This window comes from Neisseria sp. HMSC058F07 (genome assembly GCF_001810035.1).
Lineage (GTDB): Bacteria > Pseudomonadota > Gammaproteobacteria > Burkholderiales > Neisseriaceae > Neisseria > Neisseria perflava.
On record NZ_KV799663.1, the window covers coordinates 213,935 to 229,509 of the forward strand.

At 49.7% G+C, this 15,575-nt stretch carries 13 protein-coding genes; 4 read left to right on the top strand and 9 right to left on the bottom strand.

Going from position 1 to position 15,575, the window contains the following annotated elements:
- Positions 1 to 249: 249 nt before the first annotated feature.
- Complete coding sequence (dacB, locus tag HMPREF2696_RS01275) at positions 250 to 1,662, bottom strand: D-alanyl-D-alanine carboxypeptidase/D-alanyl-D-alanine endopeptidase (protein ID WP_049336968.1); 1,413 nt, start codon at positions 1,660 to 1,662, stop codon at positions 250 to 252.
- Between the two features lie 70 nt (positions 1,663 to 1,732).
- Positions 1,733 to 3,160: an MFS transporter gene (locus HMPREF2696_RS01280; protein WP_049336971.1), complete on the bottom strand. Its 1,428-nt coding sequence runs from the start codon at positions 3,158 to 3,160 to the stop codon at positions 1,733 to 1,735.
- A gap of 136 nt (positions 3,161 to 3,296) precedes the next feature.
- Here HMPREF2696_RS01280 and HMPREF2696_RS01285 point away from each other — a divergent pair, with 136 nt between their 5' ends.
- The 3 genes from HMPREF2696_RS01285 (at position 3,297) to HMPREF2696_RS01295 (ending at position 6,031) form a co-directional block, all read left to right on the top strand.
- Complete coding sequence (locus HMPREF2696_RS01285) at positions 3,297 to 3,863, top strand: NADPH-dependent FMN reductase (protein WP_070587528.1); 567 nt, start codon at positions 3,297 to 3,299, stop codon at positions 3,861 to 3,863.
- A 147-nt stretch (positions 3,864 to 4,010) separates the two neighbouring features.
- Positions 4,011 to 4,688, top strand: a complete 678-nt coding sequence (locus HMPREF2696_RS01290) for a response regulator (RefSeq protein WP_049344268.1) — start codon at positions 4,011 to 4,013, stop codon at positions 4,686 to 4,688.
- A 29-nt stretch (positions 4,689 to 4,717) separates the two neighbouring features.
- Positions 4,718 to 6,031, top strand: coding sequence for a sensor histidine kinase (locus tag HMPREF2696_RS01295; protein ID WP_049344271.1), 1,314 nt, complete (start codon positions 4,718 to 4,720; stop codon positions 6,029 to 6,031).
- A gap of 129 nt (positions 6,032 to 6,160) precedes the next feature.
- Here HMPREF2696_RS01295 and aroB read toward each other — a convergent pair whose 3' ends face one another.
- The 7 genes from aroB to pilM form a co-directional block, all read right to left on the bottom strand.
- The gene (gene aroB / locus HMPREF2696_RS01300) at positions 6,161 to 7,240 is read right to left on the bottom strand and encodes a 3-dehydroquinate synthase (RefSeq protein ID WP_070503951.1); all 1,080 of its coding nucleotides are present in this window, start codon (positions 7,238 to 7,240) and stop codon (positions 6,161 to 6,163) included.
- A gap of 22 nt (positions 7,241 to 7,262) precedes the next feature.
- Positions 7,263 to 7,784 (bottom strand): shikimate kinase, encoded by a 522-nt coding sequence (locus HMPREF2696_RS01305; RefSeq protein ID WP_083296575.1) that lies wholly within the window; start codon positions 7,782 to 7,784, stop codon positions 7,263 to 7,265.
- Positions 7,785 to 7,906: 122 nt separating this feature from the next.
- Positions 7,907 to 10,039 (bottom strand): type IV pilus secretin PilQ, encoded by a 2,133-nt coding sequence (gene pilQ, locus HMPREF2696_RS01310; protein ID WP_049336963.1) that lies wholly within the window; start codon positions 10,037 to 10,039, stop codon positions 7,907 to 7,909.
- Positions 10,040 to 10,059: 20 nt separating this feature from the next.
- The gene (locus HMPREF2696_RS01315) at positions 10,060 to 10,602 is read right to left on the bottom strand and encodes a pilus assembly protein PilP (protein WP_049336962.1); all 543 of its coding nucleotides are present in this window, start codon (positions 10,600 to 10,602) and stop codon (positions 10,060 to 10,062) included.
- A gap of 15 nt (positions 10,603 to 10,617) precedes the next feature.
- The gene (locus HMPREF2696_RS01320; protein ID WP_049336961.1) at positions 10,618 to 11,289 is read right to left on the bottom strand and encodes a type IV pilus inner membrane component PilO; all 672 of its coding nucleotides are present in this window, start codon (positions 11,287 to 11,289) and stop codon (positions 10,618 to 10,620) included.
- The gene (locus tag HMPREF2696_RS01325) at positions 11,289 to 11,912 is read right to left on the bottom strand and encodes a PilN domain-containing protein (RefSeq protein ID WP_049336960.1); all 624 of its coding nucleotides are present in this window, start codon (positions 11,910 to 11,912) and stop codon (positions 11,289 to 11,291) included. The genes HMPREF2696_RS01320 and HMPREF2696_RS01325 overlap by 1 nt, the downstream gene beginning before the upstream one ends.
- A 4-nt stretch (positions 11,913 to 11,916) precedes the next feature.
- Positions 11,917 to 13,008 (bottom strand): type IV pilus assembly protein PilM, encoded by a 1,092-nt coding sequence (gene pilM / locus HMPREF2696_RS01330; protein ID WP_049336959.1) that lies wholly within the window; start codon positions 13,006 to 13,008, stop codon positions 11,917 to 11,919.
- 152 nt (positions 13,009 to 13,160) lie between these two features.
- Here pilM and HMPREF2696_RS01335 point away from each other — a divergent pair, with 152 nt between their 5' ends.
- A complete protein-coding gene (locus HMPREF2696_RS01335; protein WP_070503954.1) occupies positions 13,161 to 15,557 on the top strand; it encodes a penicillin-binding protein 1A in 2,397 nt (798 codons plus the stop codon).
- The last annotated feature ends 18 nt before the right edge of the window (positions 15,558 to 15,575 follow it).

Below are 15,575 nucleotides of genomic sequence, written 5' to 3' on the forward strand. Positions count from 1 at the left end.
TTTTTTCGTCTGTACCTTATGCCTTTTCGTAAAAAGTCCGATTATTTAGACAAGAGAAGGTGGGAATAAAACTTAAAACATACGTCTTAAATACCGAAGATAAAACCATCTATCTCAAGCGGATTTACACCAAACGCTTATCCATTAAATCCCTAAATTATCCTTCAAAATAGACATAAATACTTGTCCTTCTTACACAAAGGCCGTCTGAAAACGTCAATACATTTTCAGACGGCCTTTTTTAGCTTATCAAGCCTGATACCTAATCATGCAGGAAGCCTTAGCATCAATCCAATGTTCGCCACCGGGCTGAACAATTTTAGACACCAGCTTATCCAAGTCGCGTAAATAATCGGTTGACTTTTGGCTGTTGATAATGACGACAACCAACAACGGCTTTTCGCCCAACCAATACCCAGCCAGTGCGCGGACATCTTTGAGTGTACCGGTTTTGAGGCGCAGGTTTTCACCGGGCTGTTTCAAGCGTGTTTTAAGCGTGCCGTCTTTACCGGCAATCGGCAGCGTACTGATAAACTCGTTTTTAAACGGGCTGAAGTAGGCTTTTTCCAACATTTGCGCCATCATTCGCGCATTGAGCCGTTCTACGCGGGACAGGCCTGAGCCGTTTTCCAACACCAGCCCTTCCGTATTGATACCGGCAACCGCCAGCTCACTTTTTACGATAGACGCGGCCTTGGCCTGCGCCTGCTTGTAATCAGATATATGTCCGGCAAATTTAAGGAAAACCGAACGGGCAATCAGATTATTGGAATGCTTGTTCATATCGGTGAGGATATCGGCAAGCGGTTTGGATTGATGACTCGCCAACACATGCGCGTCATGAGGCGCAGCACCTGTCGTCAGGCCGTCTGAAATCGTGCCGTCTTGTTGGCGCCATTGGTTGACAAAACTTTTGCCGACAAATTCTTTCATGCTATACATATTCAGATACAGCTCTTTGCCCAAGCAGCTTTCCGGCAGCTTGCCCGATACGGTCAGCGTATTGTTTTTATAGGAAGTCTTCATGTGGTTTTTTAAAACACTGCACTTCCCTTCTTTATTCTCAAGTGTCAATTTGTTTTGAATGTTCAGATTCGGAAGCGGCGGATTGGTACGGATGACCAAGCTTCCGTCTTCTTCTTTTTCAGCACGCAGTTCAACGGTTTTATACCCCAACATATTAGGATCGGGCGGCGTCATAAAGCTTTCGGCAGAATCGGAAGCAAAATCATCCGGATTCTTCACATCGCCCCACAGGCTGCGGTCGAGTATCAGATGTCCGTCAATATGGCGTATGCCCTTATCGCGCATCTGTTGCTGCATTTGCACCAGATCATGCTGGTCAAACACAGGATCGCCGCTCCCCACCCAATACACATTGCCTTTCAACGTATCGCCTTTGATTGGGCCGTTGGTTTTAAACTCAGTTTTCCAACGATAATCACCGCCCAACATACGAAACGCGGTAAACGCCGTTACCAGCTTCATGGTCGAAGCAGGATTGCGCAATTCATTGGCACGGTGTTCGGCAATCACGTTGCCGCTGTCCAATTCCTGCACATAAACAGAAATCTCATTTTCAGGAATACGCCCGAAATCCAAAGCCCATGACGGACAAACCGCCATCATCAGGCCGATTGATAAAATACATTTTAACTTCATTGTGTTACAAAATCTTATAAATTCTTACGAGGTGCTTAGGCCGTCTGAACGTTTCAGACGGCCTTTTTCTTTATTTCTGATGCGCTTTCAAACGTAAAGCAAACATGACGACCACAACACCGACAACCAAAGCGCAACCCATCGCCAAATGGATACCGTCCAGCATTGCCTGTTGCGGCATATCTGCGCTGGAAAGTTTCTCGCCGATATTGGTCGCACCAACAAAAAACGCCGCGCCGATGGCACCGGCAATCGGGTTGATGGTGGTCAGAATCGCCGCACCGTGCGGATTGAGCATTTTCGGCAACGCGTTCAGACCATGGGTTTCGCCGGTTACACAAGCAGACACGGAAAGCGCCAACAGCGTAAACATCGCCGTCAACATCACCACTTGCGTATCAATCCGCAAAAACAGCCACAATACCGCCAACGACACCACCAGCATCACTGTTGCCGGCAAAACGACAAAGCGTCCGCCCTTTTTGTCCAACAATTTGCCGAACAAAGGCGCGGCAACCGCTTGGGCAATACTGGCAGGCATCAGGATCAGGCCAGTTGCCGTACCGGTCAGCATCAACACTTGCTGCGTGTACATCGGCACCATCAGTTCCAAGCCCAAAAACAGGAATATCGCACCGGCCAAAATCACAACGCAATATCTGAACTGTTTGTATTCAAACGCACGAAGGTTCAACAACGGCGTAGCCAAACGGAACTGCCGGCGCGCAAACCACCCCACCAGTACAACGGAAGCAGCAAAGAGCAGGATAAATTCCAGCAGCGGCATATGGGCAAAATTACTGCTCGCATAAACCAACCCGCCGAAGCCCACAATCGACAGCACAGCCGACAACATATCAATTTTCGGACGGCTGATGTTGCTCAAATTGACCGTTAAATATTTGCCCGCCAGCACCATCGCCGCCAACATAAACGGCGCGGTAAAACCGAACAGCACGCGCCAATGCGTATGGTCGATGATGATGCCCGACAGCGTCGGCCCCATTGCAGGCGCGGCGGTAAACATCATGGTAATCACACCCATCGCCGTTCCGCGCCTGTTGGGAGGGAAAATCGACAACACACCGTTAAACAGAAGCGGGACAAAAAACGCGGCAGACACTGCCTGCACCATCCGACCGACCACCAATACGCCAAACGTCGGTGCAAACACGCAAATCAGCGATCCTGCTAAAAACGTTGCCTGCGTAAACAGCACCATTTTGCGCGTTTCAAACCATTGAATCACGCCTGCCGTAATCGGCGTAAATGCCCCCATGACCAGCAAAAAGCCCGTTGTCAGCCATTGAACCGTGGTCTTATCGACACCAAAATCCTTCATAATCGGCGTAAGCGCGACATTCAACAGCGTGTCGTTGAGATAGCCGAAAAATGCGCCGATGAATAAGGTGGCGACAATGGTTTTAGCAGGAAAGTCGGTATCGTCGGCGTAGTATTCGTGTGCCGTTTCACCCTCTTGCGAATCAGAAGCGTGCATAATAATTTGAAATATCAGCGAAACCGTTATTTTAGCATAAACCATTTTGACAGGCCGTCTGAAACCTTGACCGCTTCCCCAGATAACACTAAAATTTAGAATTGTTTTCATTTTTATTATTAAACAGGAGAAAAACATGTCAAAGAAAGTCAGCATCTTGGTCGGCAGCCTGCGTAAAGGCTCGTTCGCACGAAAAGTCGCACAAAACGTCATTCCCATGTTCCCCGAAGGCTACGAAGCGCAAATCGTCGAAATCGGCCATTTGCCTTTATACAACTTCGACTACGACGATCCTGCCGTTACCGACTTCCCCACTCCATCCAGCTATACCGAGTTCCGTGAAACCATCAAAGCCTCTGCCGGCGTATTGTTCGTGACTTCCGAAAACAACCGTACCGTCCCCGCCTGCCTGAAAAACGCCATCGACATCGGCTCCAAACCCAATGCCGATGTTGCCTGGAAAAAAACACCGGCCGGCATCATCAGCCATTCTGTCGGTAAAATGGGCGGTTATAGCGCGCAAAAAAATCTGCGCCTTGCCCTTTCGTATTTCGATATGCCATTGACCGGCCAACCGGAAGTGTTTCTCGGCAACTCGCCTACCCTGTTTGACGACAACGGCCAGCTCATCGAATCCGCGCGCGGATTTGTTCAAGGCTATATCGACCAATTGGTTGCCTTGATTGAGAAAAACCCTAAATAATCGGGATTGAAGCATACAGGCCGTCTGAAAAACGAAATTTCAGACGGCCTCATCTTTTGCAAAAAATCAGTTTTTAGACAGCTCCTAAATTTTTACTAATTGAGTGCGGTTATAATCACTGTCCACCCATCCTCACGGAGAACTTCCATGCGCGTATTATTGGTTGAAGACGATGCCATGATTGCCCAAGCCGTCAGTGCCAACCTGAAAGACACCGGCTACGCTGTCGATTGGGTCAGCCGCGGTTCGGAAGTTGCCGCAGCAGTGGCGGCGCAGGCATACGATTTGCTGCTTTTGGATTTGGGTTTGCCCGGCAAAGACGGTTTGGACGTATTGGCGCAAATCCGCAACGGCGGCTGTACCGTTCCCGTCTTAATCGTGACCGCGCGCGATGATTTGCACAGCCGCCTCAACGGCCTAGACGGCGGCGCAGACGACTACATCGTCAAACCCTTCGACATGGCGGAGCTGCAAGCCCGTATGCGCGCCGTATTGCGCCGACACGGCGGACAGGCGCAAACGCTACTAACCAACGGCATCATCATGCTCAACCCTTCCACCCATCAGGCAGAAGTGGTCGGGCAGGAACAGGCCATCATGCTCAGCAACAAAGAATTTGCCGTCCTCCAAGCCCTGCTGCTGCGTCCGGGCATGATTCTGTCGCGCAGCGATTTGGAAGACAAAATCTACGGCTGGGGCGAAGAAGTCGAAAGCAACGCCGTTGACTTCCTGATTCACGCCTTACGCAAAAAACTCGGCAAAGAAGCGATTCAAAACGTCCGCGGGGTCGGCTGGCTGGTTGCACAAAACAACCAGGCCGTCTGAAAAACCAAAACAATATCAACACACAAACCATGCAACGCCTTATCCACACTATCAAACAATCCCTGCAAGTCCGGATCAGCCTCGCCCTGATCTGTATGCTCCTGCCCCTCTCCATTCTTGCAGGCATATTTTCATATTACGATACTTATCACGAGACCCAAGAGGTTCAAGACGATCTGTTGCGCCAAGTCGCGAACTATCTCGACCCGAGCGATGCCGATGACGAGAATCACTCACTCGACAACGACAACAAGATTTCCGTTCAATTTCCCAATACGCCCAACCCCATTGTCAGCCTGCCTGAGAAGATTTCAGACGGCCTGCACACCATTCAGTCTGATGACGACGACGATTACTACCGCGTTTATACCCGCACCACCAAACAAGGCCGCATTGCCGTCATGCAGGAAAGCGACTACCGCGAAGAGCTGGCCGAAATGGCTGCCGTGCAGAGCATCCTCCCCATGCTCCTCGCCCTGCCCCTGATTATCCTGCTCACCGTCTGGATTACCCACCGCACCATGCGTTCCGTCAAAACCCTGTCCAACGATTTGGAGCTGCGCCAAATCAACGACCTCTCGCCTATGGACACGCAAGACATTCCCAGCGAAATCCAAGGCTTTGTCGTCGCCATCAACAACCTGTTGCAACGTACCGATGAAAACGTCCGCCAACAGCAACGCTTTATCGCCGATGCCGCACACGAATTGCGCAGCCCCATGACCGCCCTTTCCCTTCAGGCAGAGAGGCTCAACAATATGCAGCTGTCCGCCGAAGCGCGCGAGCAGTCCGCCCTGTTGCAACAAAGCATACAGCGCAACCGCCACCTGCTCGAGCAACTCCTCTCCCTCGCACGCGCCCAAGCGCCCGAAACCCAACGCCCCAAAACCCTGATCAGCCTGCAAAACCAGTTCCGCCGCGTCTTGCAGGAACTCATGCCGCTGGCGCTGGCCAAAGGTCAAGACATCGGCGTCGCCGTCGAAAACGACTGCCAAATCCACGCCGATGACACCGAAATCTACACCCTCATCAAAACCTTTACCGACAACGCCATCCGCTATACTCCCAAAGGCGGCCGCATCGATTTGGGCTTTGACGAAACCGCCGAATACCTCAACATCTGGGTGGAAGACAACGGCCCCGGCATTCCCCCAAGCGAACGCCAACGCGTTATCGACCCTTTCTACCGTATTCTCGGCACCGAACAACAAGGCACCGGACTTGGCCTGTCCATCGCAGACACCATTGTCAAACGCCATCAAGGCCGTCTGAAACTGGCCGACAGCCGACGCTTTGACAGCGGCTTGTTGATTATTGCCGAGTTGGATAAAAAGATGCTTTAAATAATTGACCCGCCCAAATTGGTTTATCTAGCTTTAATCCGATAAATGAAAACGTTTTAAAACCAAAGGCCGTCTGAAAATGACTTTCAGACGGCCTTTTTATATTTTGAAGCAAACCTACTTCATTCCTCACAAATACGGTTGCAAGGTTTGGCGGAGGATTTCCATATCGGTAATTTCGGTAATATTGGCTTTGCCCAAGTATTCCAAACCGACAAAACGCATGATGCCGCTGCTGACTTTTTTGTCGTGGCTCATGTGTTCAATCCATTTTTCAAAGGAGAAAACGGGCGGCGCAGACGGGAGGGAAGCGGCTTCCATTAAAGCGGCAATGCGGTCGGTGTCGGCCTGTCGGGTTTTGCCCAAGATTTGCGACAAACGGGAAGCGAGGACGCAACCGGCGGCAACGGCTTCTCCGTGCAGCCATACGCCGTAGCCCATTTCGGCTTCGATGGCATGGCCGAAAGTGTGGCCGAGATTAAGCCATGCGCGGATGCCCTGCTCGGTTTCGTCTTGGGCAACAATATCGGCCTTCATTTTGCAGCAATGGTAAACGGCTTCCGCCATTTTTTCTTGATGTTGCGCCATCAGGTCGGCCATATTTTCTTCCAACCAGGCAAAAAATTCGGCATCGCCCAATGCGCCGTATTTGATGACTTCGGCCATGCCTGCGGAAAGTTCGCGTTGCGGCAGCGTTTGCAAGGCGGTCAAATCGGCCAAAACGGCTTGCGGCTGGTAAAACGCGCCAATCATGTTTTTACCGAGCGGATGGTTGATGGCGGTTTTACCGCCGACCGAGGAATCGACCTGGCTGAGCAATGTGGTCGGTACTTGGATAAAAGGTGCGCCACGCTGATAAGTCGCCGCGGCAAAACCGACCATATCGCCTATCACGCCGCCGCCCAAAGCGATTAAAGTGGTTTTGCGTTCGGCACGGTTTTGCATCAGGCCATCGTAAATCAGGTTGAGCGTCTGCCAGTTTTTATATTCTTCGCCGTCGGGAAGGATAATGCTGAAATGCGGCACGCCCAGTCTGTCTAAGGCCGTCTGAAGCTGTTTGAGATAAAGCGGCGCAACGGTTTCGTTGGTAATAATGGCTGCTTTTTTACCTAGATAGGGCTGAAGCAGCATATCGGCCTGCTCAATCAGCTTATGCCCGATAAAGATGGGGTATTGATGGGACGGGGTTTGGACAGTCAGTGTGCGCATAGTATTCCTTTGCAAAGCGTATTTATTCGCCTAAAGCCTGTATCAGGCGTTTGAGCGTTTTGTGACAGCTGTCGGATTCGATGACGAGATGGGCGGTTTGACGGTACAGCATATCGCGTTGGTCATACAGCTCTTGCAGTTTGCCCAAAGGATTGGCAACTTGCAACAGCGGCCGGTTGCTGTCGTAACGGGTACGCTCCAGCAAGGTTTCGGGGCTGGCATGCAAATAAACAACCGTGCCGTTTTGGCACAAAATCTGTCTGTTTTCACTGCGTAATACGGAGCCGCCACCGGTCGATAAAACGATGTTGCGCCGGGAAGCGAGCTTCTTCAGCATATTGGTTTCACGGTTGCGGAAGCCTTCCTCCCCTTCCATCTCAAAAATGGTCGGAATGGATACGCCCGAAGAAGCGCAGATTTCGTAGTCGCTGTCGTAAAACGGGCATTCAAACATTTGGGCAAGCTGCTTGCCCAAAGTGGTTTTGCCCGCGCCCATCAGCCCGATTAAGATTAAATTGCCGTTGATTTTTTCCATGTGGGTCATTTTATACGATATGGTGGTTTCGTGGAAAAGTTCGTCGTTTTTCAGACGGCCTTTTCATCTCAGGCCGTCTGAAAACGAAAACAGGCATACCTTTGCAGATATGCCTGTTTGTCATTCTAAAATCAATAACGCAGATTGTTACCCACATTATCCATAATGCGCGGCGTGATGAAGATCAACAGCTCACGGCGGTTTTCACGTTTGCCGCGTGATTTGAACAGATTGCCGACAACAGGAATATCGCCCAAAACAGGGACTTTGTTCACTGCATTGGTGCTTTCTTCCTCATAAATACCGCCGACAATCAGCGTACCGCCATCTTCAACCATGGCTTGGGTATTCAAGTGTTTGGTGTTGATACACTTGGTTGTCAGAGAATCCACGGTACAGTCGATCGGGGTATCGCGATTAATCTTCACAGTCATGATGATTTGACCGTCAGGCGTAATATTCGGCGTTACGGTCAAGCCCAAAACGGCTTTCTTGAAGGTAATCGAAGTCGCACCACTGGAAGAAGCCTCTTGATAAGGAATTTCCGTACCGGATTCAATTTTGGCTTCTTTGCGGTCTTGTGTCAGCACGCGCGGATTGGAAATGGTTTTGCTCTTACCTTGTTCTTCAGACGCGCTGATTTCCAAACCCAATGCACCGGATGAGAACGCACGCACCAGCGCAATGCTGTTGACTGCGGCTGCGGTCGGCAGACTGACGTTCGGATCCAAAGTCCATGTGCGGTAGCCTACGTCGCCACGGTTAAATGAGGCATTGGTATTGTAGTTGGTTTGTGCATTGCTCCAGTTGCTACCCCATGCGTTACGGCCACTTGCACCACCGGAACCGAATTTAACGCCCAAGTTGCGGAAGAAGGTATCTTCTGCTTCCACAATGCGCGCTTCCACCATCACTTGACGGGTTGGAACGTCCAATTCATCAATCAGTTTGCGGAATTTCTCAATCACGCCGCGGTTGTCGGTCACGATCAGCGTATTGGTGGCCGGATCGATTAAGGCGCTGCCTCGGTTGCTCAACAGAGTGTTGCGGGTATTGGAATTATTGCTGTCGTATTCTTCCAAACGCAGAATTTTGCGGAATTCTTCCACGTTTTTGTATTTCAACTGGAAGGTTTGAGAATACAGCGGGCCCAATTCGGCAATCTCTTTTTCCGCCTGCAAGAAGGCTTTGTCTTTTGCCAACAATTCATCGCGAGGTGCGATATTGATGATGTTGCCTTGACGGCGCATATCCAAATTGCGCGCCTGCATGACCAAGTCTAAAGCCTGATCCCAAGGCACATCTTTCAAGGACAGGGTCATGGTGCCTTTGACGGTATCGCTGGCAACAATATTCACGCCGGACTCTTTCGCCAAAATCTGCAAAATGGTACGGACTTCTACATCTTGGAAGTCCAAGGAAATTTTACGGCCTTTAAACGATTTGTTTGCATTTTGGTTCAAGCCGCCGGATTCGGTATTGGCGGCTTTAGGCGATACTTCAAATACAAAACGGCCGGAAGAGGCTTTGGTATTAATGTCCCAATTCGCATTACTGTTGCGGATAATGAGCTGGGTAGAATTGCCGATACGTTTGAGCGTAACGTTTTGTACAGGCGTATTGAAGTCAGCCACATCCAAACTGCGTTGCGCTTGTGTCGGCAGCGTATGGTTTTTCAAGGTAACAACCACGCGGTCGCGCTGCTGTTTAATGTCCGGCTGTCCGCTGAAACCTGGGGCGGACAATTCAATAATGCCGGAATTGCGTGCGCCTTTGCGGAAATCAATATTGGCTGCTGAAACGGCTTGATAAGTCTGAGCAGCGCGCGCGGTAGACGGCGTAGCCGCACGTTCATTTGCAACGGCTGCATTGGTTTGGTCAGTAGATTCGTTTACAAACACCCAAACTTCGTTGCCGCGAATCTCAGTATTGTATTGGCTGATTTTGTTCAAACCCAAAACCACGCGTGCGCGGTCATTGTTTTGTGCCGCAGTAATTTGATTCAGCAATGGGTCGGCATATTCCAAAACAGGCTGAGGCAAACGGATATTGGTGTTGGCAAAATCCAATGCGATACGCGCCGGAGTAGATGTTACAAAACCATGAGGTGTAGTGACGTCTTTGTCGAAACGGATTTTGATAATTTTTTGGTTGTCAGGCAAAGTGGAAACGTTGATATCGGTAATATTGCCTGCAAAGGCCGTCTGAACAGCGAGGGCAACGCTGAAGCCGGCAAATAATTTTGTCATGTGCTTGGTTTTCATAATCGAGTGAGACCCCTAAATTAATTTGAATTCGAACTATCTGAGCTATTGGAAGAATCCGCCTCTTTACTGTTCAATGGCAATTCGGCCTTCCGGTACACCCAGTTGCCGTAGCTGTCTTCAACTTGCTCGGTCAAGATAATTTTATCTTCGGTAATACTTTGGATTCTGCCGTAATTCTGACCGATGTAGTTTCCGGGATAAACGGTATAAACATGGTCGTTGACCTTGATAAATCCGGAAACTTTGCCGCCGCTTTGCAGCGTTCCGACAAAGGCCATATTTTCCAAACTGAAGGCTTCCAATGTTTCTTTCGGACGGTTCACATCCGGCGCATTGCCGCCTTTAGGGGCAGTGTCCAAACGGCGTGAATCAAACGCATTCATGCCTTTAAAGTTCGGCGGGTTATACGGCTTAGGCAATGTAACCGTCGGCTCTTCAAACGGAATAATCTTGGATTTTGCTTCCTGACGGGTTTGCGTCATCCATTGAGTCAAATCTTCATAGCTTTGCGTACAGGCTGCCAAGGGAAGAAGACTTAAGAGTAAGATGATTTTTTTCATGATTTCCCTATTCTTTTATTTTTGCTCATTCTCGGCAGGTTTGCCTTCTTCTTGTGCCTGTTGCGCAGCCAATTCGGCAGCAATCTCTTCGGCCGGACGTGCTTTATAAGTCGTCGCAATCGCGCTCAATGTCAACTCGCCTTTATTGCCTTTGCCTTCTTTGTCCTCGCCTGCATTCACGAGTTTTAAAGAATCTAAAGTAATAATGCGCGACAAATCGCCTACATCACGGGTAAATTGACTGATCTGTGAGTATTTGCCTGTGATGGAAATCTGATACGGCAGTTTTTGAATCGGACCATCGTTTTCAGGTTGGAGCGGTGCAACGCTATCCAAACGCAACCCGTTGGTTGAACCTGCCTGATGAAGCTCTTGAATCAGGTTCGGAATTTCCGCGTCGGTCGGCAGTTGTTTCAACAAAACATCAAATGCAGAGCGGATCGAAGCCAATTCAGCCTTCAGATTATTCAAGCTTGCCGCCTGAATGCTTTTACGCGTAAAGGTTTCCTTCAGCTCTTCCTCTTTAGCTTCCTGCGTATTCAGGGTCTCAATCTGATCTTTAAATACGCCGACATAGCCCAAAGCCAACACACCGACAATCAATAAACCCGCCAGCAAAAGTTTTGAAGGCATATTGAGCAGGTACAGGTTTTGTACGTCCAATTGTTTCAGGTTTTTAGATGCCATTATTGAGCCTCCGGAGCAGGTTCTGCCACAGGTTCGGCCATTTCACCGCTGCTTTGGGCAGTCGGTGCAGGAGCCGGCGTATTCACTTGGTTGATTGAAGATTTCAAAGTAAATTCTTGGTAGTTATCTACTTTTTTAATGCTCAACAATTCAGGCTGCAAGAAAATACCTGTACTTGGCAGGGAGCGCATCATAACGGCGATTTTATTGTCGCTGACGGCATGGCCGCTGATTTTATAGCTGGTCGAGCTTTCCGCTTCCAACGCAGTCAAATAAGTATTATCGGGTGTAAGCGCATTCAAAGAATCAAGGATATAGGCCGCTTGATAGCGTTTTTCCTGTAACTCTTCCACTTTCAGTTTCTTGGCCAAGAAGGCTTCTTTTTCTTGCTGAAGTTTATCGATTTCGCCCAATTCTCTATCAAGTCTGTCGATTTCGGTTTGCAGGAAGTTGTTGCGCCCTTCTTGATTACTGATGGCGCTGTCAATACCGAGATAGGTAGCGGCCGCCAAGCCCAAACCCACTGCAAAAGCGCCAAGCATCAATACTTTGAATTGCTGCTGCTTGCGCTGTTTAATCTCTTCCCGATACGGAAGAAGGTTGATTCTGGTTAATTCGATCATGTTCTCAAAGCCCCCTTAATGCCAATCCGAACGCCAAAGTCAGTGACGGCGCATCAATTTGAAACTGCGGCAATTCTACTTTTGCACTGCGTTCCACATATGAAATCGGATGCAGATATTCTGTTGCCGTATTGGTTTGCGAGAAAATGCTTTCCGCCAAACCTGCCTGCTGCGCGGTAAAGCCGGTCAGCAGGATGTGTTTGATATTGGAGAAAGAATCAGTGGCCTGCGTGGTATAGTAAAATTGCAAAACACGCTGAACCTCCTGCGCAACCTGCACATTAAAACGGTCGGCAATCTGAGACTGGTAGTCGGAAGGCTTGTTTTGGGAAGCCATCATTTGTGCGGCTTTTTCTTCAGTTACCTGATAAGTACGCTGAATCAGCTGATTGAGCTGCTCTGTACTGACCGGCGTTTCTTGTTTGTAGAGGATACGGCCGTTTTGCAGGATCAGGGCATACATTTGCGTCGCATGAATGCCAAACACGGCAACTTTTTCATCTGCCATTTCGGGAGCATGCGTATTCATCCAATGAACAAAGGCATTGCGTTGCGCCAGCAAGTCTAAATCCAAAGCGGACAAAGGCAAGCCCGCATTCTCAAACATTTCAATGCGTGGCTCGACATCGTCTTTTTTGGCGGCAACAGCTAAAACATGCTGGCCTGAACCGACTTCTTCGGCTTGAAAGTCGTAGTTCATTTCTTCAATAGGCGCAAATTGGCCGACTTCCGCTTCGACAAACTCTTCCAAGTCCAAATCGGTATCACGCGGGTTGTAAATAATTTGCTCGACTGTCGCCAAATTTTGTGGCACGGCCGCAACAATATTTTTGCAAGAACTGCGTAATTGTGTGTAAGTATGTTGGATGTAAGTAGCAAGCTGATCGTAGTCTTGAATTTTGTTGCCTTTGACAATATTTTTAGGCAATTTGGTAATAACGTATTTTTCCAGCTGAATTTGGTTTAAACTACGGCCTGTCAGTTGTACCATCTTAATGGCATGTTGGCTGATATCGACACCGATGGCAGAGCGGTTGTTCAATCCACTAGAAGCCTTGCCTGTTTTGGTATCTTTCGTGCTTTTAAATAAGCGCATGATTTGACTTCCCTGTATCATTTAGGAGTGAGTAACTGTTTCGTTATCCGTAAAGGACTTCTTATTCTTTGCACAGTATTAACTGTGGCTGATAGAAATCGTTTCCCATTTTACTTTATTTATCGCCATTAATGGCAAATTATTACTTAGTCATGATTAAAAAGATTATAACGACCTGCCTGGGTCTCTTATTGGGACTGGCTCTTTTCGGCGTGGGGCTGATTGCAATTGCAATTTTGGTCACCTATCCGAAACTGCCGTCTTTGGACACTTTACAACACTACAAACCCAAAATGCCGCTGACGATTTATTCTTCAGACGGCCAAGTGATTGGCGTTTACGGCGAGCAACGGCGTGAATTCACCAAAATCGGTGACTTTCCCAAAGTTTTGAAAAATGCCGTGATTGCCGCCGAAGACAAACGCTTCTACGACCACTGGGGCGTGGACGTTTGGGGTGTGGCGCGCGCCGCGATCGGCAACGTCATGGCCGGCGGCGTCCAATCCGGTGCCAGTACGATTACGCAACAGGTTGCTAAAAACTTCTACCTGAGCAGCGAGCGTTCGTTCACCCGTAAATTCAACGAAGCCCTGTTGGCCTACAAAATCGAGCAGTCTTTGAGCAAAGACAAGATTTTGGAGCTGTACTTCAACCAAATCTATTTGGGTCAACGCGCTTATGGTTTTGCATCTGCAGCCCAAATTTATTTCAACAAAAATGTTAACGAGTTAACATTGGCCGAAGCCGCCATGTTGGCCGGCTTGCCCAAAGCCCCTTCCGCCTACAATCCGATTGTAAATCCTGAACGCGCCAAACTGCGTCAGGCTTATATTCTGAACAATATGCTGGAAGAAGGCATGATTACCCTGCAGCAACGCGATCAGGCTTTGAAAGAAGAGTTGCATTACGAGCGTTTTGTACAAAACATCGATCAAAGCGCCCTGTACGTTGCCGAAATGGTGCGTCAAGAGCTGTTTGAGAAATACGGCGAAGATGCCTACACTCAAGGCTTCAAGGTATATACCACCGTCGACACCGCACACCAGCGCGTGGCCACCGAGGCCCTGCGTAAAGTCCTGCGCAATTTCGACCGCGGCAGCAGCTACCGCGGTGCAGAAAACTACATCGACCTGAGCAAAAGCGACAACGTAGAAGAAACCGTCAGCCAATACCTTTCTACACTTTACACCGTCGATAAAATGATTCCGGCGGTTGTATTGGAAGCCTCCCGCAAAGGTGTACAGATTCAATTGCCGAGCGGCCGTAAAGTCACGCTGAACAGCCACGCTTTAGGCTTTGCCGCCCGTGCCGTCAACAACGAAAAAATGGGTGATGACCGCATCCGTCGCGGCTCCGTCATTCGCGTTAAAGGCAGCGGCGATACCTTTACCGTCGTTCAAGAGCCTTTGTTGCAAGGCGCATTGGTGTCTTTAGATGCGAAAACCGGTGCAGTCCGTGCATTGGTCGGCGGCTATGACTACCACAGCAAAACCTTCAACCGCGCAACTCAAGCCATGCGCCAACCCGGCTCGACGTTCAAACCGTTCGTTTATTCCGCCGCTTTGGCAAAAGGCATGACTGCTTCCACCATGATTAACGATGCGCCGATTTCCCTGCCGGGCAAAGGTGCTAACGGTAAAGCGTGGAACCCGAAAAATTCAGACGGCCGCTATTCCGGTTACATCACGCTGCGCCAGGCTTTGACCGCGTCAAAAAACATGGTGTCCATCCGCATCCTGATGTCTATCGGTATCGGTTACGCGCAACAATACATCCAACGCTTCGGCTTCAAGCCATCTGAAATTCCTGCCAGCCTGTCTATGGCTTTGGGTACAGGCGAAACCACGCCGTTGCGTATTGCAGAAGGTTACAGCGTCTTTGCCAACGGCGGTTACAAAGTGTCCGCCCACGTCATCGACAAAATCTACGATAGCCAAGGCCGTCTGAGAGCGCAAATGCAACCTTTGGTAGCCGGTGAAAACGCACCTCAGGCCATTGACCCGCGCAACGCCTACATCATGTACAAAATCATGCAAGACGTTGTCCGTGTTGGTACCGCACGCGGTGCAGCCGCACTTGGCCGCGCCGACATCGCCGGTAAAACCGGTACTACCAACGACAACAAAGACGCATGGTTTGTCGGCTTCAACCCTAGCGTTGTAACTGCCGTCTATATCGGCTTTGACAAACCGCGCAGCATGGGTCGTGCAGGTTACGGTGGTACAATCGCCGTACCGGTATGGGTAGAATACATGCGCTTTGCCCTGAAAGGCACCAGTGTCAAACCGATGAAAGCACCTGAAGGCGTGGTTGCAAACGGCGGCGAAGTGTACATGCGCGAACGCATGACCACCAGCTCCGACCTGGCCTTGGACAACAGTGGCGTTGCACCACGTCCCGCTCAACCTGCCCGTCGCGCGGTTCCGAATGAAAACCGCCGCCGCACCGAGAGCGGCAATGCGCCAGCCCGTGAAGAATCAGACGAAACCCCAGTTCTGCCAAGCAATACCGGCAACAATAACAAACAACAACTGGACTCTCTGTTCTAATGTTCTAAAGCAAGGCCG